This is a genomic window from Streptomyces sp. NPDC051561 (genome assembly GCF_044454195.1).
Taxonomy (GTDB): Bacteria; Actinomycetota; Actinomycetes; order Streptomycetales; family Streptomycetaceae; genus Streptomyces.
The window spans coordinates 135,157-158,398 of the sequence record NZ_JBITDM010000018.1; the positions used below are offsets into that span (position 1 = coordinate 135,157).

General features: G+C 69.8%; 26 protein-coding genes. 11 read left to right on the forward strand and 15 right to left on the reverse strand.

Annotated features, from left to right (window positions below):
- Positions 1–9: 9 nt before the first annotated feature.
- Both ACIA73_RS31060 and ACIA73_RS31065 read right to left on the reverse strand, forming a co-directional pair.
- A complete protein-coding gene (locus tag ACIA73_RS31060; RefSeq protein WP_399442219.1) occupies positions 10–843 on the reverse strand; it encodes an ABC transporter permease in 834 nt (277 codons plus the stop codon).
- Positions 844–932: 89 nt separating this feature from the next.
- On the reverse strand, positions 933–1,925 hold the full coding sequence (locus ACIA73_RS31065; RefSeq protein WP_399442173.1) for an ATP-binding cassette domain-containing protein: 993 nt from the start codon (positions 1,923–1,925) through the stop codon (positions 933–935).
- A 114-nt stretch (positions 1,926–2,039) separates the two neighbouring features.
- Here ACIA73_RS31065 and ACIA73_RS31070 point away from each other — a divergent pair, with 114 nt between their 5' ends.
- The gene (locus ACIA73_RS31070) at positions 2,040–2,807 is read left to right on the forward strand and encodes a TetR/AcrR family transcriptional regulator (protein WP_399442174.1); all 768 of its coding nucleotides are present in this window, start codon (positions 2,040–2,042) and stop codon (positions 2,805–2,807) included.
- Between the two features lie 203 nt (positions 2,808–3,010).
- On the opposite strand, the gene ACIA73_RS31075 is transcribed toward ACIA73_RS31070, so the two are convergent.
- A complete protein-coding gene (locus ACIA73_RS31075) occupies positions 3,011–4,012 on the reverse strand; it encodes a WD40 repeat domain-containing protein (protein ID WP_399442176.1) in 1,002 nt (333 codons plus the stop codon).
- A gap of 59 nt (positions 4,013–4,071) precedes the next feature.
- Here ACIA73_RS31075 and ACIA73_RS31080 point away from each other — a divergent pair, with 59 nt between their 5' ends.
- Positions 4,072–4,818 carry a GDSL-type esterase/lipase family protein gene (locus ACIA73_RS31080; RefSeq protein WP_399442177.1) on the forward strand — a complete coding sequence of 249 codons (747 nt, stop codon included), beginning with the start codon at positions 4,072–4,074 and terminating at the stop codon, positions 4,816–4,818.
- Positions 4,815–5,006: a hypothetical protein gene (locus ACIA73_RS31085; RefSeq protein WP_399442178.1), complete on the forward strand. Its 192-nt coding sequence runs from the start codon at positions 4,815–4,817 to the stop codon at positions 5,004–5,006. Before ACIA73_RS31080 ends, ACIA73_RS31085 begins: the two co-directional genes overlap by 4 nt.
- Before the next feature lie 28 nt (positions 5,007–5,034).
- On the opposite strand, the gene ACIA73_RS31090 is transcribed toward ACIA73_RS31085, so the two are convergent.
- Positions 5,035–5,511 carry a hypothetical protein gene (locus ACIA73_RS31090; RefSeq protein ID WP_399442179.1) on the reverse strand — a complete coding sequence of 159 codons (477 nt, stop codon included), beginning with the start codon at positions 5,509–5,511 and terminating at the stop codon, positions 5,035–5,037.
- A gap of 162 nt (positions 5,512–5,673) precedes the next feature.
- On the opposite strand from ACIA73_RS31090, the gene ACIA73_RS31095 reads away from it, so the two are divergent.
- Positions 5,674–6,171 carry a peptidylprolyl isomerase gene (locus ACIA73_RS31095; protein WP_399442180.1) on the forward strand — a complete coding sequence of 166 codons (498 nt, stop codon included), beginning with the start codon at positions 5,674–5,676 and terminating at the stop codon, positions 6,169–6,171.
- Between the two features lie 111 nt (positions 6,172–6,282).
- On the opposite strand, the gene ACIA73_RS31100 is transcribed toward ACIA73_RS31095, so the two are convergent.
- The 4 genes from ACIA73_RS31100 to ACIA73_RS31115 all read right to left on the reverse strand — a co-directional run bounded on the left by ACIA73_RS31100 (position 6,283) and on the right by ACIA73_RS31115 (position 9,793).
- The gene (locus ACIA73_RS31100) at positions 6,283–7,260 is read right to left on the reverse strand and encodes a hypothetical protein (RefSeq protein WP_399442181.1); all 978 of its coding nucleotides are present in this window, start codon (positions 7,258–7,260) and stop codon (positions 6,283–6,285) included.
- Positions 7,261–7,460: 200 nt separating this feature from the next.
- Positions 7,461–7,934, reverse strand: a complete 474-nt coding sequence (locus ACIA73_RS31105; protein WP_399442182.1) for an SAM-dependent methyltransferase — start codon at positions 7,932–7,934, stop codon at positions 7,461–7,463.
- A gap of 49 nt (positions 7,935–7,983) precedes the next feature.
- A complete protein-coding gene (locus ACIA73_RS31110) occupies positions 7,984–8,538 on the reverse strand; it encodes a GNAT family N-acetyltransferase (RefSeq protein WP_399442183.1) in 555 nt (184 codons plus the stop codon).
- Positions 8,528–9,793 (reverse strand): XRE family transcriptional regulator, encoded by a 1,266-nt coding sequence (locus ACIA73_RS31115; RefSeq protein WP_399442184.1) that lies wholly within the window; start codon positions 9,791–9,793, stop codon positions 8,528–8,530. Before ACIA73_RS31115 ends, ACIA73_RS31110 begins: the two co-directional genes overlap by 11 nt.
- Positions 9,794–9,960: 167 nt before the next feature.
- Between ACIA73_RS31115 and ACIA73_RS31120 the strand changes: the two genes are divergently transcribed.
- Positions 9,961–10,434: an ATP-binding protein gene (locus tag ACIA73_RS31120; protein ID WP_399442185.1), complete on the forward strand. Its 474-nt coding sequence runs from the start codon at positions 9,961–9,963 to the stop codon at positions 10,432–10,434.
- A 17-nt stretch (positions 10,435–10,451) separates the two neighbouring features.
- Here ACIA73_RS31120 and ACIA73_RS31125 read toward each other — a convergent pair whose 3' ends face one another.
- Both ACIA73_RS31125 and ACIA73_RS31130 read right to left on the reverse strand, forming a co-directional pair.
- Entirely contained in the window at positions 10,452–11,621 is a 1,170-nt protein-coding gene (locus tag ACIA73_RS31125; protein ID WP_399442186.1) for an alpha/beta hydrolase family protein, read from the reverse strand.
- 60 nt (positions 11,622–11,681) lie between these two features.
- The gene (locus tag ACIA73_RS31130; RefSeq protein ID WP_399442187.1) at positions 11,682–12,272 is read right to left on the reverse strand and encodes a carboxymuconolactone decarboxylase family protein; all 591 of its coding nucleotides are present in this window, start codon (positions 12,270–12,272) and stop codon (positions 11,682–11,684) included.
- A 25-nt stretch (positions 12,273–12,297) separates the two neighbouring features.
- On the opposite strand from ACIA73_RS31130, the gene ACIA73_RS31135 reads away from it, so the two are divergent.
- Positions 12,298–12,852 (forward strand): MarR family winged helix-turn-helix transcriptional regulator, encoded by a 555-nt coding sequence (locus ACIA73_RS31135; RefSeq protein ID WP_399442188.1) that lies wholly within the window; start codon positions 12,298–12,300, stop codon positions 12,850–12,852.
- 102 nt (positions 12,853–12,954) lie between these two features.
- Positions 12,955–13,548: a Uma2 family endonuclease gene (locus ACIA73_RS31140; RefSeq protein ID WP_399442189.1), complete on the forward strand. Its 594-nt coding sequence runs from the start codon at positions 12,955–12,957 to the stop codon at positions 13,546–13,548.
- Here the strand turns inward: ACIA73_RS31140 and ACIA73_RS31145 are convergent.
- Positions 13,545–14,306 carry a TetR/AcrR family transcriptional regulator gene (locus tag ACIA73_RS31145; protein ID WP_399442190.1) on the reverse strand — a complete coding sequence of 254 codons (762 nt, stop codon included), beginning with the start codon at positions 14,304–14,306 and terminating at the stop codon, positions 13,545–13,547. The genes ACIA73_RS31140 and ACIA73_RS31145 overlap by 4 nt on opposite strands.
- 245 nt (positions 14,307–14,551) lie before the next feature.
- On the opposite strand from ACIA73_RS31145, the gene ACIA73_RS31150 reads away from it, so the two are divergent.
- Positions 14,552–16,000, forward strand: coding sequence for an APC family permease (locus ACIA73_RS31150; protein WP_399442220.1), 1,449 nt, complete (start codon positions 14,552–14,554; stop codon positions 15,998–16,000).
- Positions 16,001–16,052: 52 nt separating this feature from the next.
- Positions 16,053–17,708 (forward strand): amidohydrolase, encoded by a 1,656-nt coding sequence (locus ACIA73_RS31155; protein WP_399442191.1) that lies wholly within the window; start codon positions 16,053–16,055, stop codon positions 17,706–17,708.
- Between the two features lie 183 nt (positions 17,709–17,891).
- On the opposite strand, the gene ACIA73_RS31160 is transcribed toward ACIA73_RS31155, so the two are convergent.
- From ACIA73_RS31160 to ACIA73_RS31170, 3 genes are all read right to left on the reverse strand, one after another.
- On the reverse strand, positions 17,892–18,890 hold the full coding sequence (locus ACIA73_RS31160; protein ID WP_399442192.1) for an aldo/keto reductase: 999 nt from the start codon (positions 18,888–18,890) through the stop codon (positions 17,892–17,894).
- 104 nt (positions 18,891–18,994) lie between these two features.
- Positions 18,995–20,314 (reverse strand): MFS transporter, encoded by a 1,320-nt coding sequence (locus ACIA73_RS31165; RefSeq protein ID WP_399442193.1) that lies wholly within the window; start codon positions 20,312–20,314, stop codon positions 18,995–18,997.
- Between the two features lie 68 nt (positions 20,315–20,382).
- Entirely contained in the window at positions 20,383–20,823 is a 441-nt protein-coding gene (locus tag ACIA73_RS31170; RefSeq protein ID WP_399442194.1) for a MarR family winged helix-turn-helix transcriptional regulator, read from the reverse strand.
- Between the two features lie 157 nt (positions 20,824–20,980).
- Between ACIA73_RS31170 and ACIA73_RS31175 the strand changes: the two genes are divergently transcribed.
- On the forward strand, positions 20,981–21,163 hold the full coding sequence (locus ACIA73_RS31175) for a ribbon-helix-helix protein, CopG family (protein ID WP_399442195.1): 183 nt from the start codon (positions 20,981–20,983) through the stop codon (positions 21,161–21,163).
- 12 nt (positions 21,164–21,175) lie between these two features.
- On the opposite strand, the gene ACIA73_RS31180 is transcribed toward ACIA73_RS31175, so the two are convergent.
- Positions 21,176–22,645 carry an NCS2 family permease gene (locus ACIA73_RS31180; protein WP_399442196.1) on the reverse strand — a complete coding sequence of 490 codons (1,470 nt, stop codon included), beginning with the start codon at positions 22,643–22,645 and terminating at the stop codon, positions 21,176–21,178.
- Positions 22,646–22,847: 202 nt separating this feature from the next.
- On the opposite strand from ACIA73_RS31180, the gene ACIA73_RS31185 reads away from it, so the two are divergent.
- Positions 22,848–23,135, forward strand: a complete 288-nt coding sequence (locus ACIA73_RS31185; protein ID WP_399442197.1) for a DUF2530 domain-containing protein — start codon at positions 22,848–22,850, stop codon at positions 23,133–23,135.
- The last annotated feature ends 107 nt before the right edge of the window (positions 23,136–23,242 follow it).

The following is a 23,242-nucleotide window of genomic DNA, read 5'->3' on the forward strand; positions in this document are numbered from 1 at the left end:
CGCGGGCTCCTACCGGCTCAGCCGCTGGAACCTCCGTACCGCCAGCGGCAGCACCACCACGGTCAGGGCCACCGGCCACACCACCGCCATCAGCAGCGCGTTCTCCTCGACCCAGCTCCCGCCGCTGGCAACGGGGTTGCCGAACAGCTCCCGGGTCGCCGTGACCGTGGACGACACCGGGTTCCATGCCGCGACCGCTCCCAGCCAGTCCGGCATCAGCGACGGTGCGACGAAGATCGACGAGATCATCGTCAGCGGGAACGCCACCGCGTACATCCCGCCCGCCGCCTCCGGCGAAGGCACCAGCAGCCCGAGCCACACCCCCACCCAGATCAGGCTGAACCGCAGCAGCAACAGCAGCGCGAAGGCAGCCAGGGTCGCGGCCGTCCCCCCGTCGGCCCGCCAGCCGATCGCGAGCGCCGTCGCCGCCAGGATCGCCAGCTCGGCGCAGGCGATGACCAGATCAGCGATCCCACGCCCCGAGGCCACCGCCGAGGGCGCCATCGGCATCGAACGGAAGCGGTCGATGACGCCCTTCGACGCGTCGTTGACCATCGCCGTCGTGGTGTTCATGAACCCGAAGGCCATCGTCGAGGCGAACATGCCGGGCATCAGGAACTCCCGGTAGTCGCCGCCGCCCGGCACCGCCATCGCCTGGCCGAAGACGAATCCGTAGAGGAGCACGGAGACGATCGGGAAGCCCAGCTGGAAGAAGATCAGGACGGGCTGGCGGGTGTAGTGGGTGAGGCTGCGCCGGGCGACGTTCCAGGCGTCGGCGAAGGCCCAGCCCAGGCGGCCGAGGCCGGTGGGGGCATCCGGGACGGTCAGTTCCACGGCACTCATGTCACTCATCTCCAGGGCACTCACTTTCACCGAACTCGTGCGCCCCGCGGGGCTCTCGCGGTCCACGGCGCTCATGCGGTCCACGGCGCTCATGCGGCGACCTCCTCCTGCTGCTTGTCCGTGCGGTGTCCGGTCAGGCGCATGAACACGTCGTCGAGGCTGGGCCTGCGCAGGCCGATGTCCTCCACCGCGATGCCCTGGTCCTGGAGGGTCCGCGCCACCTCGGTCAGCGCGGCCACCCGGTCACTGACGGCCGCGTGCACCCTGCGTCCCTCCTCCTCGCACTCCGGCTCGACCTCGGCCACCCGGGCGACCACCTTCAGCACGGCGGGAAGGTCGTCGGCGTGCCGCGCCACCACTTCGACGCGGTCCCCGCCGACCCGGCCCTTCAGCCCGTCGGGGGTGTCGTCGGCGATGGCGCGGCCCCGGTCGATGACGGTGATACGGGAGGCCAGCCTGTCGGCCTCCTCCAGGTACTGGGTGGTGAGCAGCACGGTCGTACCGCGTGCCACCAAGTCCCGCACAGCGTCCCAGACTTCGCCCCGGCCGCGCGGGTCGAGCCCGGTCGTCGGCTCGTCCAGGAACAGGATGTCCGGGGCGAGGATCATCGAGGCGGCCAGGTCGAGGCGGCGGCGCATACCGCCGCTGTACCCGCCGGCGCCCGACCCGGCGGCCTCGGTGAGGTCGAACTGCTCCAGGAGTTCGTCGGCCCGCGCCCGGGCCCGCTTCCCGCCCAAGTGGAAGAGCCGGCCGAACATCTCCAGGTTCTGGCGGCCCGTCAGTACCTCGTCCAGTGCGGCGTACTGACCGGCCAGGCCGATCCGCGCGCGCACCCGGCGCGGCTCCTTGGCGACGTCGAGCCCGGCGACCTCGGCCCGCCCGCCGTCCAGTTTCACCAGCGTGGTCAGCATGCGCACCGCGGTGGTCTTTCCGGCCCCGTTGGGCCCGAGCAGGCCGTGCACGGTGCCGCGCCGCACCTCCATGTCGAAGCCGTCCAGTGCGCGCTTCTCGCCGTACACCTTGCGGAGTCCTTCCGCGCGGACGGCGAGGTCGTCGCCGAAAGTCCTGGCGCCAACGGTCATGGCATACCCCTTCCCCTCGAACTGGGTACACCGTACCCTGAATCGAGTACAGCGTACCCAGTTTTGCGCCGACGGATTCCCGACGCGCAGCAGGAAGCGAAATAAGGTGAGGTCATGACAGACACGACGGGTGCGGGCGCCACTCGCGCCGCAGCCCTGCGCCCCAGCCTCGATCTCCTCTGGGGCACCGGCGAACGCCCCGCCCGGGGCCCCAAGCGCGGCCTCTCGCTGGATGCGATCGTCGACGAGGCGGTCCGGATCGCCGACGCGGAGGGGCTGGACACCCTCTCCATGCGCCGGCTCGCGAGCGAACTCGGCACCGGCACGATGTCGCTCTACCGGTACGTCCCCGGCAAGACCGAGCTCCTCGACCTGATGCTGGACCGGGTCCAGGGCGAGGGCACGGCCCACCACAACCCCGCCGAGGCCGACGGCTGGCGCGAGGCCGTCTCCCGTATCGCCCACGGCCACCTCGAACTCCACCGGCGCCACCCGTGGCTCCTCAAGGTCAACCAGACCCGGGCACTGCTGGGCCCCAAGACCCTGCACAGCCTGGAGGCCTCCCTCACCGGCATGCGCGACATGACGGGCTTCTCCGACCCCGAACTACTGTCGGTGATCATCGCCGTCCAGAGCTTCGCCTCGGGAGTCGTCCGCATGGAGATCGAGGCCACGGAGGCGGCGGAGGAGACCGGCCTCGACCACGACACCTTCTGGAAGGGCCAGCAGCCCTACCTGGAAAAGGCCATGCTCAGCGGCGAGTACCCCGTAATGGCCGCCCTCTCCGAGGAAACCTTCGGCCCCTTCGACCACTTCACCTTCGGCCTCGACCGCCTGCTCGACGGCTTCGCCCACCTCCTCAAAACCCGCCAAGCGGAATAACGCCCCCCGGCCCGCTTGGACGACGGAGCCGCCCCCTCGCTATGCCCCGCCCGCTTGGGCGGCGGGGCCGCCCCCCGGGGGCGGAACGGGCGGGCAAGGGGGCGGCCCCCGACGGAGTCACACCCACCCCACCCCGGCCCGCCCCGACCCCGGCGATCCCCCCGCCTTCACTCACCGGCCTGGGCACCCCCGCCCGCAGCGCCTCACCCCCGCCCACCCCTCCTCCTGCCCCGGAGCCCCAGCCAGACCACCAGCACCGCACCCCCCACCACCAGCGCCACCACACCACCCCCCACAGGTCCGCGGCCCTCGCCCCCCTTCCCCTCGGTGCCCGAACTCGGTGTACCAGCAGGTGAGTTGGCCGCCCCGTCCGACTCCTCGCCCGCGCCCTCCACCGCCAGCGCGAACACCTCGCTCTGCTCCCCCTCCGCCCCGAACAGCATCGTCTTCCCGTCCAGTGTGAAGGTCACCGACTCCGCCTGACCCCGGTAGCCGACGCTGAGCCCCTTCCCCTCCCCCAGCCCTCGGCCGCCGCCCTTCCAGGCGTACTCCTCCGCCCCGAGGTACGACCGCAGGACGAGCTTCCTGCCGTCCGGGGAGAACGCCCCGTCCGTCACCCACGGCACATCGGCCACCTTCCGGAAGACGTTCGTCCGGCCAGTGGCCAGCCGCTCGGGACCCTCGTAGAGGCCCGCACCGTCCTCCTCCTTGCTCGCGATGTACGTCCGGCCGGTCCTGGGATGCACCATCAGCGCCTCCGCGTTGCGCGCCCCGTCCGCGTACTTCACGTCGTACTGCGCCGCGTCCACGGTCTGGTCCTTGAGCACCTTCGGCTCGGGGAAGCGGTAGATCCACACGTGGTCCCACGTCCCGCCGAGGTTGTCGCCGATGTCCCCGACGTACACCGCCCCGTCCGGCCCGACCGAGATCGCCTCCATGTCACGCGGCTTGCCGACCCCGCGCATGGTGATCCGCGCGACGGTCTCCCCGCTCTTCCCGTCGACGGCGTAGACGTAGGGGCCGTCCTGGTCGTTGTGCGTCCAGTACACGCCGGGGTGCGCCCGGCTGGCCGCGAGCCCGCTCGACTCCGTGATCCGGGAATCCTTGATCGTGAACCCCCCGTCGTCGGCGAGGGCCACCGCCGGGGACACGAGGGCCGACCCAAGAGCTGCGGCCGCGACTACACACGTACGAGAAAAGCGCATGCGGCCCAGTGTTCAGCATCACGATGCAGCGCCCGCGCTCCATCCCCGAAGATGATCGGATGCACAGCTTCCTCTTCGTCGGTGACTCCATGACCATCGGCTGTCCCGGCGACTACACCTGGCGCTACCGCATGTGGCAGCACCTGGAAGCGACGATGCCCGGCGAGTACGAGATCGTCGGCCCTCGCACCGCCCTGTACGACCCGGCCACCGCCGCGCCCGCCTCGCACGCGTACGCGGCAGAGGACTTCCCGGCACCGGCCCGCCGCCACCTCGCCGGATGGGGCGAGGGCTGGCTTCACATGGCCCCGGCGATCCGCTCCACCCTCCGGGAGACCGGCGCCAACACCCTCCTCGTCTCCCTCGGCCTGATCGACCTCGGCTTCTACACCAACGCCGAGCAGACCGCGGCCAACCTCGACCTCTTCCTCGACGAGGCCCGCGCCGCCGATGCCCGCATCGCGATCGTCATCCACCCGGTGATCCCCAACATCCGCGCCGCACGCGACGCCCCCTTCGCCGAGCAGTGCACCCGTTTCAACGAGCTGCTCGCCAAGACGGTCGCCGAACGCGACGAACCCCGCTCGCCGCTCCTGCTCGCGACGCCCCACCCGACGTACGACCTGCGCACCGACACCTACGACGGCACCCACCCCGGCCCCACCGGCGAGCACAAACTCGCCGCGTCCTTCGCCGACGCCCTGCACCAGGCATGGAACCTGGGAGGCCCGTACAGCTCCCCGCACCTCTCCCCCCACGCCACTCGCCCCGGGGACCCCACACCCTCCATACTGCTCAGATCATGAGCGCACCGACGCCCGCCCCACCGGAGATCACCTACACCAACTGCCGTCGCTGCGGCACGGAGATAGCGGGCCTCGACGGCCGCTACGCATGCGGTGTCTGTGGCTGGATCAACCACTACTCCGAGGGTTACCACCCGCTGCCCACCGCCCGCGACGACCCGGACTGGACGGGCCCCAACTGCCGCTAATAGCAAGCTGGTTGACGCACCCAACCGGTCAGCGCATGCGACTGGACAGCCACGGGGTCAGCGCGCCCTGCGGGATCAGTTCCTTGTACGTCTCGTCGCCGGGCAGCGGAACCACCAGCCAGCAGCCGGGCGGGAAGAAGCGGCCCTTGACGTGGGCCAGTCCGCCGTACAGCGAGCGCAGGAACGCGGGCACCGAGTCCCGGGGGACGTCATGGACCTCCACCACCCGGTCGACGGTGAACTTCGCGTCGCCGTCCGCGTACAGCTGCACGCTCACCTCGGGCGAGCCGGACAGCTCCACGAACGCGTCGTGCGGCAGGCCGCCGCCCGCGTCGGTCACGGAGAACACTCCCGCGTCGGTACGCCGGGTGACCCGGTCGGTGCCGATGTCGTCGGCGACCGTCACCTCCCGGCCGTACTCCCCCGCCACCTCCCGGATCGCCACAACGGCCGCCTCGGTCGACGGCAGCCCCCCACGCCCCTCGCCCGCCGCTCCTCGCCCCATGGCCGACCACGCTCCCTCTCGCCCGTCCTCGTCCCCGGCCTCTGCCGGCCTGCGAACGATCATCCCCGGAAACGCCCGTTGCGGCACACCCACCCGCCTTCCGACCTGCATATACGGGGCCCGGGTCGCCCAGCGCCCCCGGAAGGTGTCAGGATTGCCCCCATGGCACTCCAGACGTACTTCGACATCACCATCAATGACGAGCCCGCGGGCCGCATCACCTTCAACCTCTTCGAGGACGTCGTCCCGAAGACGGTCGAGAACTTCCGCGCCCTCTGCACGGGCGAGCAGGGCTTCGGCTACGCCGGTTCCGGCTTCCACCGCGTCATCCCGGACTTCATGCTCCAGGGCGGCGACTTCACCCGCGGTGACGGCACCGGTGGCAAGAGCATCTACGGCGAGAAGTTCGCGGACGAGAACTTCCAGCTCAAGCACACCAAGCCGGGCCTGCTCTCGATGGCCAACGCGGGCAAGAACACCAACGGCTCGCAGTTCTTCATCACCACGATCGTCACCGGCTGGCTCGACGGCAAGCACGTCGTGTTCGGCGAGGTCGCCGACGAGCAGAGCATGGCCCTCGTCAAGAAGATCGAGGCCCTCGGCTCGCAGTCCGGCCGCACCTCGGCGAAGATCTCCATCGCCGCCTCCGGCCAGCTCTAAGCACCAGACACCAGGCGCTACGGGCCCACAGCGGCCCCCCAGCACCGCCCCCGAGGGGCCCGGCACTCACGCACCCGTGACGCCGGGCCCCTCGGCGCATGCGCCCCCACCTCAGTACGGTGGTTCGCCGGTGTACGTCACGGTGGGCAGGGGTGCCCAGGCGCCGCCGTGTTCCTCTTCCGCGAGGGCGGCGAGGCCCGGATGCTCGCGGCGGCACGGATCACAGTGCGTCTCGTCGCCGACGGGCCGGAAGTGGTGCTCGCCGGGGCGGCCGAGGCCCCGGCACTTGACGACGCCCAGCCGGGGCGCGGTCGCCTCCTCGTGTGGCTCCTGCTCCCGGGCTGCGTCGGACGCGGTCAGGGCTTGCGCGCCCGGGAGGTTCTTCCCGAGCCGGTGGGTGACGAACCCGGCCGCGTTCCGGATCGGCGTGTCCGGCAGCCCGTGCGTCAGCGCCGCGTGGACCTCCCAGGCAGGCACACCCTCCCGCAGCTGCTCGGCCACCGCCCCCGCCAGGTAGCGCACGTTGCGGAAGCTCATGTACAGGTCGCTGCGCACGACCCGCAGGTCCCGCAGGATCCGCTCGGCCACCGCGAAGTGACGATCTGAACTCGGGGTCTTCTGAGGGGTGTTCGCCGCAGCCTCTTGGGGTGGGCGGGTGGGAGTAGTTTTGCTGTCCGTCTTGTATGTACCGGTAGAGCGGCCGACGGACGGACTGTCCGGTTCACCGGCCGTCGGATTCGGAACACCCGGAGAGAGTCCATCGCCGCAGCGCAGAGCGGTGAACTGGTCCTCGGTGAGCGGCACGTTGGACACGTACTGCTCGGTGGACCACAGCCCCCCGGGCCCCTGGCAGCGGTAGTCACGGACGTACCCGTACCGCACGAGTTCCTTCTTCGCCTTCTTGTACACCGCGGGCTTCAGCCCCAGCTTCTCGGCGTGCACGTGCAGCGGCTTCTGCTGCTCGGCGGGCATCAGCCCACCCACATACCCGATAAGGAAGCGGGCAGCCACATCCAACTCCCGGTGCAGAATCAGCGCGTTGGACATCTTGGTGAACGCCCGAGTGGGCGAGATAACATGCAAAAACATTCCTGAGGCTCCATAGGCTGGCCTTGGGGGTGAGGCCCTCGCCCGGTGTTGGTACACCGACGGGGGCCGCTCTACGCGGCGTACCGCACGCGGAGAGTGATGACCCGGTCACCGTATAGCCCCAACTCCCCACCACCTGCCACCCTTTGACCAGGTTCACCCGATGGTGAAGATGCGTGAAGCACGCACCGGTGGCCGTTCTACTCGGGCGACGCCCAGTAGTCCCCGAGCATCTCGCCCGGCCAGGCCGGTACCCGGATCTCGCCCCTCGGTCCCATCTGCGGGAAGTACGGCGCGAGGTCGACCACCGGTGTTCCGTCGATCGCGTCGAGGTCGGCGACGTGGAGGTCGAGGCCGTCGACCTTGAGCAGGCGGGGGAAGGAGGTGGCGAGCTGGTTGGGGCGGCGGTGGTTGCGGTGCACGAAAGTGCCGGTGGGCGGCCAGGCCGGGTTGTCGCGGGGGCTGCGGGCGTGCAGGGCGACGTCCTCGGGCGAGGCCCGGTGAAAATGCCACGTCACGATGAGGTGGGAGAACTCTTCGAGCCCCTGGACGACTTCGGCCGGATACACGGGGTCAAGGCGGATGAGTGCGGTGGCACCACCCCAGTAGTCGTCGCCGGGGTCGGTACGGCCCCCGATGACGTAACCGATCGGTTCGAGTCCTGGACCGCTCACCACTGGGCTGCTTTCCCAAACGCCTCGAAGGTGCCGCGTGCGCCCTCGGTCATGCAGTTCCCGCCGACGAAACCTGCGGTGCGCGTTCACGGATCATGGCGACGAGAACCGGGGAATCCGGCGAGGGCTGCTGTTGACTGAACTTACGGTAGCCCCAACTCTCGTACAGTGCCTGCACCTTGCCCTCACCCGCGACAGGGTTGACCAGCAAGGAGACGTACATCTCGCTGCGCGGGGCCAGCAGTTCGTCGTGGATGCTCAGGGCAGTTCCGGTGCCGCGCCACGGGGCGCTGACCATGATCTCCTTGAGGGCGACGGCGGGTGCGCAGGTGTAGTCGTCCGGGGCGGGCGGGTTCATGCGCTTCCACCAGCGGTCGTCGGGGGCGACGGTGTTGGCGTATGCGTAGCCGACCGGGAGGTGATCCGCGTAGGCGATAACCACTTGCCAGCCGGGTTCGCTGCCGTGGCGGTCGAGGCGTTCGCTGAACGCTTCGATGCGGTAGTTGGGGAGGTGGAGGAGGTCCGCCCGTACCTCGGTATACAGATCGATGATGGTCTGCCGAACCGGGGTGAGTTGGGTGAAGCTGCGCAGTTCAGCGGGCATATGAGTTCCTCAGCGTGTCATGGACGTGTGCTTCCCAGGTGCGGGCCGCCGTGCTGTGGGGCGCGATGGTGTCGAGTCTGCGGCCGAGGTCATGGAGCATGCCCGCCACCCGGACGTGTTTGGTGGCTATGCCGGCCGGGACGGCCATCGCTGTGGTGATCGCCGGTTCCAGCTCCCCCTGGCTCAGCTGGGCCAGGGCGAGCCGCGAGTGGGTGATGGCGCGGGTGCGGTGGAGCTTGGGTCCCAGGGCGGTGAGGCTCCGGTGCGCGTGCGCCTCGGCCTCGGCGAAATCCCCGAGGGAGAGATATGCGGCCACGGACAGGCTCTCCAGTTCGGCCTGGTCGAAGAAGGTGGTGAGCCAGACCGGGCGGGTGGGGTCGAAGACTGCGCCGTCGAACGCCTGCTGCGCCCGGTCAAGGGAACGTCGTACGGCCGTAGTGTCACCGGCGAGGCCGAGGATGGCCGCGTGCCGCGCATGCCCCAACGCCGCGAACATCGGGTCGCGGCGGGCGATGGCCGTCCGCCGGGCCACGTCATTGGCCGCGATCGCATCCGCCGGGCGGCGCAGGTGCCTGAAGAGGCTGCCCGCGTGGGACCAGATGCGGAACTGGATCGCGTGGTCACCGGACATGGCGGCCAGGCTGGATGCCCTCCCCAGGTGGAGCTGCGCCGCCTCGAAGCGGCGGCCGTCGATGGCCGCCCACATTGCCGAGGAGGTGAAGGCCGCCGCACACCCGTACAGCTCTTGGCGGACGCGCTGGCTGGTGACACCCAGTTCCTGAAGCGATAGTGCCTCCTGGGCCATGAGCAGGGCCCGGTTCTCGATGGCGAGATGGCCGCCGTGCAGGTGGTCGGAGGTGATGATGGCGGCGAACTTCTCGTTCAGCCGCTCGACGTCACCCGAGCCGATACGACGCTGCACTCCAAGCACCGGGACGATGGTGGCCGAAGCGGCGGTGGCGGTCAGAAAGGCACGGCGGCGCACGGGGTGTTCCTCCTGGGGCGGTGCGGGTGCGGCGGTACGGGTGGTGAACCCGAGCCGGTCGACAGGAACGCCGAAAACCGCTTCCAGAGCGCGCCGCTGGCGCTCTTGAGGGCGACACACCTTGTCGGACAGCCACTGGCGTACGACACGGTCGGACACCCGGCCCGGTGAGCCAGTGAGGTTGTGGATCTCCGCATTGACCAACTCGGCCAGTTCCTGCTGCGTCAATCGCCTGTCTGTCATCGCTTGCTCAAGCGAGACGTTGCGCATGGTTCTCACCGTAGGGCTGCAGGCCTTCGCGGCACAGGGCGAAGGTAATGGGGAGGCAATTTCATCCGGGGGAACGAGAGTTGAGCTTCCCGGATTCGCCCTGTTCCGGCGGTCGCGCCACGGGTTCCATGGAGGCGTCAAGTGCAAGCGCGACAGAGGAGTCGGCGGTGACCGTCATAAGCCAGCAAGCGCAGAGCAGACCGCAGACCGCGACGGAGGACGCTTCCAGTGCCGTGGCCCTGGAATGGAGGATGGGCTACACCATGGTCGAAGGTTCCGTGCGCCTGGTCCGGATCCACGTACGCCGCAACCTCGTCCTCTGGCAGTGGCCCGGCGACGTGCAGGACGCCACCCTGATCGCGTCCGAACTGGCCGCCAACGCGGTACGGCACGGGTGGGTTCACGGGCATGAACTATGGCTGCGGCTAGCGGTGTTGGACGGTGGCGAGCTACTGATCGACGTATCGGATCCGGTACGTCACTTCCCGGCCGGAGGCGAACGGTCCGACCCCGGCGAAGACGCCGAAAGCGGGCGCGGCCTGCACGTCGTCCGAGCACTCGGCGGCGAGATCAGCTGGTTCCTGCGGGAGCACTGTGGCAAGACGGTGCGGGTAGGGCTCCCCGCCCCCACCCGCGAGTGAGTCGGGGCTCCCCCTCCTCACGGGCGGTGGAAGCTGACCTCCGGGTTGGCGGTCGTCGGGCCGTCCAGGAGTGGGGTTCGCTTTCCGCGCAGGTGGTGGTCGAAGAAGGCGCTCGTGTAGCCGACGGTGATCTCGCCGGAACGCGTCCCGGAGAGCGGGGCCGTCGGGTCGGTCATTCCCACCTGTTCGCCCAGGACGGGGATGTCGTTGAAGGTGAAGTGTCCGGATCCGGCGACCGTCAGCCAGCGCTTCCACCCGTCCATGCGGTCCCACGCCTCCCGCCACTTGCCCTTGCCGCTCTCCGGCCGGTGGGTGGCGTCGGTGCCGAGCAGGAGGAACGGGCGGCCCTTCATGCCCTCCCCAGGGGCCTCGTCGAAGAATCCGCCGTCGAGATTGACCCCGGCGCCGATCCGGGGGTCGCGGGCCATGGCGACGGCGGCGCTGTTGCCCCCGATGGAGTGCCCGGCCATCCCGATCCGCCGGCCGTCGATCATCCTTGCGAACTCGCTCTTGCGGTCCAGCAGTTGATCGAGGAGGAAGGACACGTCAGCCGCCCGTACCTCCGGCACCTGCTTCGTCTGGCCGGCCTCCCGGGTCAGTACCCGCCCACCGGGAAACACCGTTCCGAACGACTCGTACGCGTGGTCCACCGACGCCACCACGTACCCCCGGCTCGCCAGCTCCTCGGCCAGCATGGTGAGCGTTCCCCGGTGCAGCGTGAAGCCCGGCGACAGCACCGCCAGCGGGAACCTGCCGCCCAACGGCCTTGCCCCGATACGGGAGTTGGTGCGCGATCCGGCGAGTACCTCGGCGCTGACGTCGTCCCGCCGCATCCCCTCCATCAGCAGCCGCGCCTCCTCCTCCGCGAGGTAGGGGGCGGCCCCACGGCCGGTCCCCTTCCGTGCCGGGTAGTGCATCGACACCATCAGCTCGCGGGGTCCCGCAGCCGGCACCCACGGGTCGGTCCTGGCTTCGTCCACCAGGTGGAGCGTCTTCCTGCCGACTGTGATTCTGCCGGTGGGGGTGGGGAGTTGGAGCTGCACGGCGGCGGGGGCCGGGGCGGAGACGGCCGGTCCGGGTGCCGGTGCGGCGAAGGCGGTCCCGGTGGCGGCGATGGGCACGGTCAGGGAGAGGGCGAGTGCGGCGGCGACGGCGAGGCGGCGGCTGTGCTTGCTGTTTCGGCTCATGGGAGGACCGTACGAATCGCGTCCCCTGCCCCGCCCCTGCCGAAAGTAAGGTTCCTTACCTTACGAAACTCCGTGCTCCACAAGGCGGTTGGCGAAGGTCGAGAGGGTGTACGTGCCGATCCCGAGCACCACTTCCAGCGCGTTCCGCTTGCTGTACCCGTGTGCGTAGAACGCTTCCAGCTGTTGCGCCGACACGCCTCCCGCCCGGTCCATCACCGCATGGGTGAACAGCCGCACGGCCTCCCACTTGGGCTCCACCAGCGGCCGGCCCGCCGCCAGCGCCTCGACGACCTCCTCCCCCACCCCGAGCTTCTCCAGCTTCCCGGCGTGCATCCGCACACAGAAGCCGCACTCGTTGCGCGCCGCGACCGTCACGATCAGCACCTCGCGCGCGACCGGCTCCATCGTCACGCTCTCGAACATCGCGCTCAGCCGAAGGAACCCGTTCAGCAGCTCGGGCGACTCCGCCTGCTTGGCCACCAGCGGCGGCAGAAAGCCGAACCCCTTCCGCACCCCCTCCATGGCCCGCACGGAGGCGGCCGGGGCGGTGTCGAGGGTGTGCTCCACGAAGCGCAGATCGGAATCGGTGGTGCCGGTGGTGCGGGAGGTGCGGGAGGTACGGGTGCGGGTGGTGCTGCCGGTGTCTCGCATTACGCCATCCCCTAAAATCGACAACATGGTTGACGATAAGAAGGTAAACCAGGTTGTCGATTCGGGCAAGGGTCATCCGTCCGACGCCACCCCCGGCAGCACACCCGACAACACCCCCGGCTTCGAGCTCCCCCTCCTCCTCTTCGCCGGATTCCGCACCCTCATCGACCGCCTGCACACCGAGCTGGCCGCCCAGGGGCACCCCCACCTCCGCCCCGCCCACGGCTTCGCCATGCAGGCCATCGCCGCCCCGGGCCCCAGCGGCGCCACCGCCACCGAAATGGCCCGCCACCTCGGCGTATCCAAACAAGCCGCCGGCAAGACCGCCGACCGCCTGATCACCCTCGGCTACGCCGCCGCCCACCCCGACCCCGCCGACGCCCGCCGCAAGCTCCTGCGCCTCACCCCTCACGGCGTCGACGCCCTGACCCGCTCCGCCACCGTCTTCGACCAGCTCCGCGCCGAATGGTCCAGCACCCTGGGTACCGACCGCGTCCGCGACCTGGAATCCGCCCTGCGCACCGTCGTCCCGCCCTCGGAACGCTTCCGCCTGGACACGGCGGGCTGGCTGGGCGGATAGGGCCGCCCCGCACGTCACCCCCGCGCGAACACCTCACCGTGCGTATCGTTTCACTACGCGACTGCCCGCTCGCGGTGAGCGGCAGCGGGGAGGAGCGGCAGCATGACGATCACCGAGGCACCCGAGGGGATCAGGATGGCCGACACCAGCACCGGGCCCACTCTGGACATGATGTTCGAGCTGCTTGGACCGACCCCCGAGGGATTCAAGATCGAGGTCGTCGAGGGGGCCGTCTACACGTCGCCGCAACGGGACACGCACTGGCAGATCGTCCGCAGGATCGTCCGAGCGCTGGAAGACAGGTTCGGGCTGAAGGTCAGTGTCACGTCCGACGTACGCATCGACTTTCCCGGTCGGCTGAACGGTCTCGCTCCGGACGTCGCAAAACTGCGCGACAACGCCAAGAAGGACCCGGCCACAGGCCGCTGGCTCCACCAGGACGTCGAGTTCGTCGCCGAAGTCATCTCCCAAGACACCGCCGCCAACGACTACGGCTCGAAGCTGGCCACCTACGCCACCGCCGGCGTCCCCGTCTACCTCATCGTCGACCCGTACACCGGCGAAGGGCATCTGCACACCCTCCCCAAGGGCGACGAATACCGGGACTCCCTCACCCTCGACTTCGGCGAGTCCGTGGATCTCACCGGCACCGTTGTCGACCTCACCCTCACAACCGACGAGTTCCCGCGCGACTAGGCGCCCGCCCCCCGGTCCGCCCCCTCGATCGCCGCCAGCAGCAGGTCCAGCGCTCCTTCGAAGGCGGACCGTGCCATTACCGGCAGGTGCTCCCGCACCGCGTGGAGGTGGGGGTACTCCGCTTCCGCGACTCCCTCGTAGACCCCCGAGGCCCATGCCTGCGCGTCCGCCTCCTGCTGGTCCGGGCTCAGTCCCTGTACCGCCGCGTCGAGGGCCGCGTGGCCCAGCACCGTATCGATGAAGGCGTGGTAGTAGCGGACCGCCAGGGCGTCGTCGAAGCCGGCGGCGCGGAGCAGTCCGACGCCGGTGTCGATGGCGCGCTGTTCGGAGGGGCGGCGGGTGACCCGGAAGCCGCTCAACAGGGCGACGCGGGGGTGGCGTTGGGCCGAGTGGTACGCACGTACGCCGAACTCCCGCAGTGAGGCACGCCAGTTGGCAGGATCGGGGTCCGGGGTGAAGCCCGCCATGGTGTCGCCGATCAGGCGGTCGCCCATGGCCAGGTGGAGGTCCTCCACGGAGTGGAAGTAGCGGTAGACGGCGCTCGGGTCGGCGCCCAGGGCCTGGCCGAGCCTGCGCATGGTGAGGGCCTCGGCGCCCTGTTCGTCGACGAGCTCCAGGGCCCGGTCGACGATGGTCCCGGCGGACAGGACGACACCGGAGCGGGTCGGACGGCGGCGCTTGCGCGCGACGGGGACGCGCGAGCCCCCCGTAACCTCGTCCGCGCCATTCGCACCATCCGCCCCATCAGTCCCTGTCATGCCCTCGGACCCCTCCCTCTCTCGTCCCGCTCACCTCCGGGTCAGTTAACCACCGCGTTACGTCAACACCATTGACATAACACTGACGGCGCCTGTTTCATCGCCCCACATCCCCTCGAAGTGGTCCGCCAAGGAGTGAGTGCGCCGTGCCCCTGAACACGCAGCAGCAACCACCGCCACCACCAGCCGCACCCGCCCGGAGCGGCCGCCCCGCCCTGCGCCGGTCCCTCGGCGTCAAGGACGGCATGGCCATCGCCGCGTCCTCCACCGCCGCGACCACCAGCATCGGTATCGGCATGGGCACGCTGGCCGCCTATGCCGGTCGGCAGACCCCCGTAGTGCTGCTTCTGGCGTTCCTGCCGATCATCGGCATCGCCCTCGCCTACGCCCGCCTCAACCGCGTCGAGCCCAACTGCGGCAGCGGCTACACCTGGGTGGGGCGCTCACTCGGCCCCTGGCCCGGGTTCCTCACGGGCTGGGTCGTGCTCGTCGGCACCATGATCTTCATGGCGTACACCGGCGCGGTGACCGGCTCCGTCATCCTCCAGTTCCTCAACAAGCTCGGCCTGCACTCCCTCTTCGGTATCGGCCTCGACCCGACCTCCACCGGCATCAGCACGGTCGTCGGCCTGGTCGCCCTGGTCGCCGTCACCATCACCGCGATCACCGGGGTCAGGGGCGCCACCCGGCTCCAGCTCGGGCTGCTGATCTTCGAGTACGCCGTGCTGCTGATCTTCTGCGGCTGGGCCCTGCTGGTCGGCGACCAGCCCTTCTCGCTCTCCTGGCTGAACCCCTTCGAGATCGGCTCCGGCCAGGGCTTCGCCCAGGGGCTGGTGCTCGCCGTGTTCATCTTCTGGGGCTGGGACGCGGCGTTCAGCGTCAACGAGGAGAGCAAGGATCCGCGCGACGCCGCCCGGGGCGGCTTCCTCGCGCTCTTCGCCATGCTCGGGCTCTTCCTCTTCGCCTCGGTCGCCTTCCAGCGGGTCATGTCCACGGATGAGTTGGTGCAGAACGGTCCGCAGGCCCTCACCTTCCTCGGCTCCCACCTGGCCGCCGAACCATGGGCGTCCCTCCCGCTCGCCGCCCTGATGTGCTCCGCCTTCGCCTCGCTCCAGTCCAGCGTCATCCCGACCGCGCGGGGCATGCTGGCGATGAGCCGGGACCGTACGTTCGGCAAGGTCTGGGCGAAGATCAGCCCCCGTTACGGCACCCCGGCTCTCGGCACCCTGATCCTGATGGCCATCGCCGCCGCGATCTCCGTGCTCGCCGTCGGCATCCCCAAGCTCAACGACATGATCCTCACCGCCGTGAACTCCATCGGGCTGATCGTCGCCCTCTACTACGGCCTCACGGCGCTGGCCTGCGCGGTCCGCTTCCGTTCGAGCCTGCGGGAAGGGGCGCGGGAGGCACTGGCAGCCGTCATCGTCCCGGCCACGAGCGGACTCGTGCTCTTCGCGCTGGGCGGCTACCTCGCGTACAACTACGCCACCATGAGCGACCACTTCGAGGCCAGCCCGGACAACGGCTGGTTCATGCTGGCCATCCCGGTCGCGATCGTCGTGAGCGGTCTGGTCGCGGCGGGAATCGCCAAGTGGGTGCGGAAGTCCCCGTACTTCACGCCCAAGGGGAGGGGGCGGGGGACGGACCCGGACGCGGTGGTCCTGCCGATGGACGGCACTCCGGCCCCCCTCTGACCTCCCTTTCCCCCTCTCCCCTCCACCCCCCTCGATCCAAGGAGCACCACCCATGCCCGTCTCCACCTCCTCGTACGCCGACCTCGTGTTCACCGGTGGCCCCGTGCACACCGTCGACGCCGCCCGCAGCCGGGCGCGAAGTGTCGCGGTGCGCGGCGGGCGGATCATCGCGGTGGGGCACGACGAGGTGCGCGAGCTGATCGGTCCCGGCACCGAAGTCGTGGACCTGGCGGGGAAGTTGCTGCTGCCGGGCTTCCAGGACGCGCATGTCCACCCGGTCGGCGGCGGGGTGGAGATGGGCCAGTGCGATCTGACGGGGGCGGTGACGGCGGAGGAGTACCAGGGGATCATCCGGCGGTACGCGGACGCCCACCCCGACGCGGAGTGGATCACCGGGGGCGGCTGGTCCATGGAGGCGTTCCCCGGCGGACTGCCGACCCGGGAGTTCCTGGACGCGCTGGTGCCGGACCGGCCGGTCTATCTGGTCAACCGGGACCACCACGGCGGCTGGGCCAACTCCCGCGCGCTGGAGCTGTGTTCGGTCCGGCGGGAGACCTCCGATCCGGCGGACGGGCGGATCGAGCGGGACGCGGACGGGGAGCCGACCGGGATGCTCCAGGAAGGGGCGATGGGGCTGGTGGCACGGTACGTGCCCGAGGTCACCGACGATCAGCTGCTGGACGGGCTGCTGCGGGCCCAGGCCCTCCTGCACTCGCACGGCATCACCGCCTGGCAGGACGCGCTGCTCGGCGACCACGCGGGAATGGCCGACCCGGCGCGGGCGTACCGGGCCGCCGCCCGCGACGGGCTGCTGACCGCCCGGGTGGTCGGCTCGCTGTGGTGGGACCGGACGCGGGGCGAGGAGCAGATACCGGAACTCATGGCCCGGCGCGCGGAGTTGAGCACCGGCGACCGGCTCAGTGCCTCCACCGTCAAGATCATGCAGGACGGTGTCGCGGAGAACCACACGGCGGCGATGCTGGACCCCTACCTGACGGCGTGCGGGTGCGCCTCCGACAACTCGGGCATCTCCTTCATCGACCCCAAGTTGCTTTCGTCGTACGTCACTTCGCTCGACGCGGCGGGGTTCCAGGTGCACTTCCACGCGCTCGGTGACCGGGCGGTACGGGAGGCGCTGGACGCGGTGGGGGCGGCGCGGGCGGCCAACGGGTGGACGGACACGCGTCCGCACCTCGCGCACCTCCAGGTGGTCCACCCCTCTGACGTGCCGCGCTTCCGGGAGCTCGGCGCGACCGCCAACATCCAGGCGCTGTGGGCGGCCCACGAGCCGCAGATGGACGAGCTGACGATTCCGTTCCTGGGGGCGGAACGGGCGGCCCAGCAGTACCCGTTCGGGGATCTGCTGCGGGCGGGAGCGACCCTGTGCGCCGGCAGTGACTGGCCGGTGAGCAGCCCGGACCCGCTGGCCGCGCTCCAGGTCGCGGTGACCCGGCAGGAGCCGGGCTCCGACGAGCCGGTGTTCCTGCCGGAGCAGCGGATTGATCTGGGCGCGGCGGTCGCCGCGTACACGGCGGGCACCGCCTACGTGAACCACCTCGACGACACCGGCTCGATCCGCGTCGGCCACCTCGCGGACCTGACGGTGCTCGACCGGGACATTTTCGCGGGGGCGGCGGAGGAGATCGCGGCGGCGGAGGTCGTGGCCACCTATGTCGGTGGGGAGCGGGTGTACTCGGCGCAGGGGTGACCCCGTCACGACCGCGGCCGGACGGGGCGGTGAGCTTGCCCACCGCCCCGTCCGGTTACGCTCGATACCGTGAATCCGAAAATCCGTAACCAGATCATGGCCGGTGTCCTGGTCCTCATGTTCGTCGTGATCGCCGCGGCGTCCGTGCTGGGCAACTGACCCGCCGTTCCGACCACACACCTCTCACCAGGCGAAAGCCTCCGGCGAGGCCCCGGGGCCGGGGAAGATCTCGTCGAGGGATGCCAGCACCTCCGCCGACAGCTCCAGCTCCACCGCGCGCAGTGCGGACGCGAGCTGGTCGGCGGTGCGCGGGCCGACGATCGGACCTGTGACGCCGGGCCGGGTCAGCAGCCAGGCCAGGGCCGCCTCGCCCGGTTCGATGCCGTGCTTGCCGAGCAGGTCCTCGTACGCCTGGACCCTGGCGCGGCCCGCCGGGTCGGCGAGCACCTGCGCGGCCCGCCCCGACGAGGAACGCGCGGCCCCGCCCTCCCGTTCCTTCCGCAGTACGCCGCCGAGCAGACCACCTTGCAGCGGCGACCACGGGATGACTCCCAGCCCGTACTCCTGGGCCGCCGGGATGACCTCCATCTCGGCGCGGCGCTCAGCGAGGTTGTACAGGCACTGCTCGCTGACCAGGCCGAACGAGCCGAGCCGGCGGGCGGTCTCGTTGGCACGGGCGATGTGCCAGCCCGCGAAGTTCGACGACCCGGCGTAGAGGATCTTGCCCTGCTGGATCAGTACGTCGACGGCCTGCCAGATCTCCTCGAAGGGGGTCGAGCGGTCGATGTGGTGGAACTGGTAGACGTCGATGTAGTCCGTGCCGAGCCGCTTCAGGCTGGCGTCCACGGAGCGGCGGATGTTGACCGCGGAGAGCTTGTCGTGGTTGGGCCACGGGGCGTCGTCGTCACCGGTCATGTCCGCGTACACCTTGGTGCCGAGGACGACCTTGTCGCGACGGCCGCCGCCCTTGGCGAACCAGGAGCCGATGATCTCCTCGGTGCGGCCCTTGTTGTTGCCCCAGCCGTAGGCGTTCGCCGTGTCGAAGAAGTTGACGCCGGCGGCGAGCGCCGCGTCCATGATCGTGTGGCTGTCGGCCTCGTCGGTCTGGGGTCCGAAGTTCATCGTGCCGAGGACGAGACGGCTGACCTTGAGTCCGGTGCGTCCGAGCTGTGTGTACTCCATGACACTCAACCCAACGCCTTCGAGCGCGCTCGATGCAAGGGGGCGACGCGAGGGGGTGAGGGACGGGGGCCCGGGAGGGAGGGCCCCCGTCACATCTCAGGTCCTCAGGCAGCCGTCGCCAGTTCCGCGCGCCGCACGAAGCGCACGTGCTCGTGCCCCCGCCGGAGGTCCACCTTCAGCTTCAGGCCGCCGACCCGGCACAGCACCAGGCCGATCGTGGTGGCCGCCAGCGCGGAGACCACGCCGCCCGCCGCGAAGCCGACGCGGGCACCGTAGGTGTCGGTGATCCAGCCGAGGAGCGGTGCGCCCAGCGGCGTACCGCCGGTGAAGACCATCATGAAGAGGGCCATCACCCGGCCGCGCATCGCCGGATCCGTGGCCATCTGGACGCTCGAATTCGCGGTGACGTTGACCGTCAGGCCGAACATCCCGATCGGCACCATCATCACGGCGAACAGCCAGAACTCCGGTGCGAAGGCCGTGACGACCTCCAGCACACCGAACAGCACCGCGGCCCCCACCAGCAGCCGCAGCCGGGACGTGCCGCGCCTGGCGGCCAGCAGTGCGCCCGCCAGCGAGCCCGCCGCCATCAGGGTGTTGAGCAGGCCGTAGGTCCCCGCGTCGCCGTGGAAGACGTCGTCCACGAAGGCGGAGAGCCAGATCGGGAAGTTGAAGCCGAAGGTGCCGATGAAGCCGACCAGGACGATCGGCCAGATCAGCTCGGGGCGCCCGGCGACGTAACGCAGGCCCTCCCGCAGCTGGCCCTTGCCGCGCGGCGACCGCTGCACCTTGTGGAGCTCGGAGGTCCGCATCATCAGCAGGCCGACGATCGGCGCGATGAAGGACAGGCCGTTCAGGAGGAAGGCGAAGCCGCTGCCGACGGCGGTGATCAGGACACCCGCGACGGCGGGGCCGACCAGCCGGGCCGACTGGAAGTTGGCCGAGTTGAGGCTGACGGCGTTGCGGATCTCGTCGGGGCCGACCATCTCGGCGACGAAGGTCTGCCGGGCCGGGTTGTCGACGACCGTGATCATGCCGCCTGCGAAGGCGGTCGCGTACACGTGCCAGACCTCGACATTGCCGGTCAGGGTGAGCACGGCCAGCGCGAGACCGGTGAGGCCCATCGCGGACTGGGTGGCGAGCAGCAGCGGCCGCTTGGGCAGGCGGTCCGCGAGTACACCGCCGTACAGCCCGAAGAGCAGCATCGGCAGGAACTGCATCGCGATGGTCACACCGACGGCGGACGCGGAGCCGGTGAGCGAGAGGACCAGCCAGTCCTGGGCTATTCGCTGCATCCAGGTGCCGGTGTTGGACACGACTTGCCCGCTTGCGAAGAGCCGGTAGTTCCGGTTCCTGAGCGAGCTGAACATGGAAGTAGGTGCGGTCGGTGCGGGGGCGGAGTCTGCTCCGGATCCCGTACTCAAAGTGGGTTCGCCTCCTTGGCGGCGCGCGGGGGTCGGGTGTGCCCACCTCGTACGGGCTCAAAAAGCACTTACAGGTGGGCGAGTTTCTCCAGGACCGGGGCGGCAGCGCGCAGCTTCGCCCATTCGTCCTCGTCCAGACCGTCGACAAGGTGGGTGAGCCAGGCGTTCCGCTTGCGGCGGCTCTCTTCGAGCATGGCCTCGGCGGTCTCCGTCTGGCGCACCACCTTCTGGCGGCGGTCGTCGGGGTGCGGTTCGAGCCTGACCAGGCCCTTCGCTTCGAGCAGCGCCACGATGCGGGTCATCGACGGCGGCTGCACGTGTTCCTTGCGGGCCAGCTCACCCGGGGTGGCCGAGCCACAGCGGGCGAGCGTGCCGAGCACCGACATCTCGGTGGGGCTCAGCGACTCGTCGACTCGCTGGTGTTTCAGACGCCGGCTCAGCAGCATGACTGCGGAGCGGAGGGCGCTCACGGCGGCGGCGTTGTTGTCGCCGTGGGACAGGTCAGACATGTTCGTTAGCATAACTCATTACCCACTCTAAAGACCACCTGCATCACAGGGGCCGGGCCAAGGGTGGCTGAAGTCACCCGTACGAGTGAGTCGGGGCCGGAAAGTGACGCACGGCGCGGGGGCACCGGCCGACTCTGGAGCTGTGTCTTCACCAAGCATGGACTCGTCCGTACTCAGCCTGCGGATAGACGGTGAGCTCCTCGACCGGCTCCGCGAACATGCGGCCAAACGCGGAATGAGCGTCCAGGACTATGTGGTCCGGACGCTCATTCGCGATGACTTCGACGAACGCTTCAAGTCGGCGGTCGACGAGACGGAGAAGTTCTACGGGGCCGCCTGACCCGGGGCGCGGTTACGTCAGCTGGAGCGCCGGCATCAGGTAGTAGAAGGCGAACACCGCCGAGACGGCGTACATCGCGGCCGGCACCTCGCGGCCGCGCCCTGCGGCGAGGCGCAGCACGCAGAAGGTGATGAAGCCCATGCCGATGCCGTTGGTGATGGAGTACGTGAACGGCATCATCAGCATGGTCACGAACGCCGGAATCGCGATCGTGTAGTCGCTCCAGTCGATGGCCCTGACCGAGCCCGCCATGATCAGGAAGCCGACGGCGAGCAGTGCCGGGGTGGCGGCCTGCGAGGGGACCATGGTGACCAGCGGGGTCAGGAACAGGCCGACGGCGAAGAGACCGCCGGTGACCATGTTGGCCAGGCCGGTGCGGGCGCCCTCGCCGACTCCCGCCGTGGACTCCACGAAGCAGGTGGTGGCGGAGGAGGAGGTGCCGCCGCCCGCCGCGACCGCGAGGCCGTCGACGAGGAGGACCTTGTTGACGCCGGGCAGGTTGCCCTTCTCGTCGGTCAGCTTGGCCTCGTCGCCGACCGCGAGGATGGTGCCCATCGCGTCGAAGAAGCAGGAGAGCAGGACCGAGAAGACGAAGAGGATGCCGGTGAGCAGCCCGACCTTCTCGAAGCCGCCGAACAGGCTGACCTTGCCGAGCAGACCGAAGTCCGGCAGCGCGACGGGGTTGCCGGGCCACTCCGGCGTCGTCAGACCCCAGCTCTTCACGTCCGCGACCGCGTTGATGATCATCGCGATGACGGTCATCACGACCATCGAGATCAGGATCGCGCCGGGCACCTTGCGGGTCATCAGGGCCAGTGTCAGCAGCACGCCGCAGACGAAGACCACGATCGGCCAGCCGTTGAGGTGACCGCCGACGCCCAGCTGGAGCGGGACGGTGGTGTGCGCGGCGTCCGGCATCCGGGTGACGAAGCCCGAGTCGACCAGGCCGATCAGCAGGATGAACAGGCCGATGCCGATCGCGATGCCCTTGCGGAGCCCCATCGGCACCGCGTTCATCACGCGCTCCCGGAGTCCGGTGGCGACCATCAGCATCACGATGACACCGGCGAGCACCACCATGCCCATCGCGTCCGGCCAGCTCATCCTGGGTGCCAGCTGGAGGGCGACCACGGTGTTGACGCCGAGGCCGGCGGCGAGCGCGATCGGGACGTTGCCGATGACACCCATCAGGAGGGTGGAGAGGGCGGCGGTCAGCACGGTGGCGGTGACCAGCTGGCCGTTGTCGAGCTGGTGCCCGTACATGTCCTTGGCACTGCCGAGGATGATCGGGTTCAGCACGATGATGTAGGCCATCGCGAAGAAGGTGGCGAGACCGCCTCGCAGTTCGCGGCCGACCGTCGAGCCCCGCTCACTGATCTTGAAGAACCGGTCGAGTCCGTTGACCGGCCCCGTCTGCTGGGGGGCCTGGGGGGCCGAGGGCGACGGCTCGGCGGCGTCCACCGGGGAGCTGGCGGGGGGCATGGAAAACCTCACGGGGAGATAAGGAGCGGGGGCGAAATTAGGTCGGACTTGGAGGTTTAAACGAACGGAACCAGTCAAACCGCGTCAGTTTCAGTATGAATGCATAAGGGGAAGATCGGTATCTCCGCGCGTAGACCCTTGGGCCGACCGGGCCGACGACCGTGAAGCGAGGCCAGGGCGGGTGCGGCCTACACTGACTCGCATGGCGAAGTGGACAGCGAAGCACGAGGCACCCGAGCCCCTGGAGGGGCCCGTCGTCGGCACCGTCGTCGGCGGCACGATCATCTGGTTCGTGATCTTCCTCGCCCAGGCCGCCTTCTACGGCTGGTTCGCCGACCGCGACCTGACCTGGTGGTACTGGACGCCGCTGGCCGGCGCGGGCCTCGGCCTGATCGGCATCTGGTACGTCCGTGGGCGCGACGCCGCACTGAAGCGGCACGCGGCGCAGCAGGCGGCCGACGCGGACGCGGCGCGCACCCCGGCGTCGTAACGCCCGCAGCCCGGCCCGGACACCCGCCCCATCCGGCACTAACCGACGAATGCGCACCCTGGTGTACGACCTCCGGGCGGACCGCATCGTACCGAGGTCGGATCTTG

What these genes read in the sequence shown, in the direction of transcription:
- ACIA73_RS31060 (WP_399442219.1), bottom strand. Translation starts at nt 843, where the DNA reads ATGAGTGCCGTGGAACTGACCGTCCCGGATGCCCCCACCGGCCTCGGC.
- ACIA73_RS31065 (WP_399442173.1), bottom strand. Translation starts at nt 1,925, where the DNA reads ATGACCGTTGGCGCCAGGACTTTCGGCGACGACCTCGCCGTCCGCGCG.
- ACIA73_RS31070 (WP_399442174.1), top strand. Translation starts at nt 2,040, where the DNA reads ATGACAGACACGACGGGTGCGGGCGCCACTCGCGCCGCAGCCCTGCGC.
- ACIA73_RS31075 (WP_399442176.1), bottom strand. Translation starts at nt 4,012, where the DNA reads ATGCGCTTTTCTCGTACGTGTGTAGTCGCGGCCGCAGCTCTTGGGTCG.
- ACIA73_RS31080 (WP_399442177.1), top strand. Translation starts at nt 4,072, where the DNA reads ATGCACAGCTTCCTCTTCGTCGGTGACTCCATGACCATCGGCTGTCCC.
- ACIA73_RS31085 (WP_399442178.1), top strand. Translation starts at nt 4,815, where the DNA reads ATGAGCGCACCGACGCCCGCCCCACCGGAGATCACCTACACCAACTGC.
- ACIA73_RS31090 (WP_399442179.1), bottom strand. Translation starts at nt 5,511, where the DNA reads ATGGGGCGAGGAGCGGCGGGCGAGGGGCGTGGGGGGCTGCCGTCGACC.
- ACIA73_RS31095 (WP_399442180.1), top strand. Translation starts at nt 5,674, where the DNA reads ATGGCACTCCAGACGTACTTCGACATCACCATCAATGACGAGCCCGCG.
- ACIA73_RS31100 (WP_399442181.1), bottom strand. Translation starts at nt 7,260, where the DNA reads ATGTTTTTGCATGTTATCTCGCCCACTCGGGCGTTCACCAAGATGTCC.
- ACIA73_RS31110 (WP_399442183.1), bottom strand. Translation starts at nt 8,538, where the DNA reads ATGCCCGCTGAACTGCGCAGCTTCACCCAACTCACCCCGGTTCGGCAG.
- ACIA73_RS31115 (WP_399442184.1), bottom strand. Translation starts at nt 9,793, where the DNA reads ATGCGCAACGTCTCGCTTGAGCAAGCGATGACAGACAGGCGATTGACG.
- ACIA73_RS31125 (WP_399442186.1), bottom strand. Translation starts at nt 11,621, where the DNA reads ATGAGCCGAAACAGCAAGCACAGCCGCCGCCTCGCCGTCGCCGCCGCA.
- ACIA73_RS31130 (WP_399442187.1), bottom strand. Translation starts at nt 12,272, where the DNA reads ATGCGAGACACCGGCAGCACCACCCGCACCCGTACCTCCCGCACCTCC.
- ACIA73_RS31135 (WP_399442188.1), top strand. Translation starts at nt 12,298, where the DNA reads ATGGTTGACGATAAGAAGGTAAACCAGGTTGTCGATTCGGGCAAGGGT.
- ACIA73_RS31140 (WP_399442189.1), top strand. Translation starts at nt 12,955, where the DNA reads ATGACGATCACCGAGGCACCCGAGGGGATCAGGATGGCCGACACCAGC.
- ACIA73_RS31145 (WP_399442190.1), bottom strand. Translation starts at nt 14,306, where the DNA reads ATGACAGGGACTGATGGGGCGGATGGTGCGAATGGCGCGGACGAGGTT.
- ACIA73_RS31150 (WP_399442220.1), top strand. Translation starts at nt 14,552, where the DNA reads ATGGCCATCGCCGCGTCCTCCACCGCCGCGACCACCAGCATCGGTATC.
- ACIA73_RS31155 (WP_399442191.1), top strand. Translation starts at nt 16,053, where the DNA reads ATGCCCGTCTCCACCTCCTCGTACGCCGACCTCGTGTTCACCGGTGGC.
- ACIA73_RS31160 (WP_399442192.1), bottom strand. Translation starts at nt 18,890, where the DNA reads ATGGAGTACACACAGCTCGGACGCACCGGACTCAAGGTCAGCCGTCTC.
- ACIA73_RS31170 (WP_399442194.1), bottom strand. Translation starts at nt 20,823, where the DNA reads ATGTCTGACCTGTCCCACGGCGACAACAACGCCGCCGCCGTGAGCGCC.
- ACIA73_RS31175 (WP_399442195.1), top strand. Translation starts at nt 20,981, where the DNA reads ATGGACTCGTCCGTACTCAGCCTGCGGATAGACGGTGAGCTCCTCGAC.
- ACIA73_RS31180 (WP_399442196.1), bottom strand. Translation starts at nt 22,645, where the DNA reads ATGCCCCCCGCCAGCTCCCCGGTGGACGCCGCCGAGCCGTCGCCCTCG.
- ACIA73_RS31185 (WP_399442197.1), top strand. Translation starts at nt 22,848, where the DNA reads ATGGCGAAGTGGACAGCGAAGCACGAGGCACCCGAGCCCCTGGAGGGG.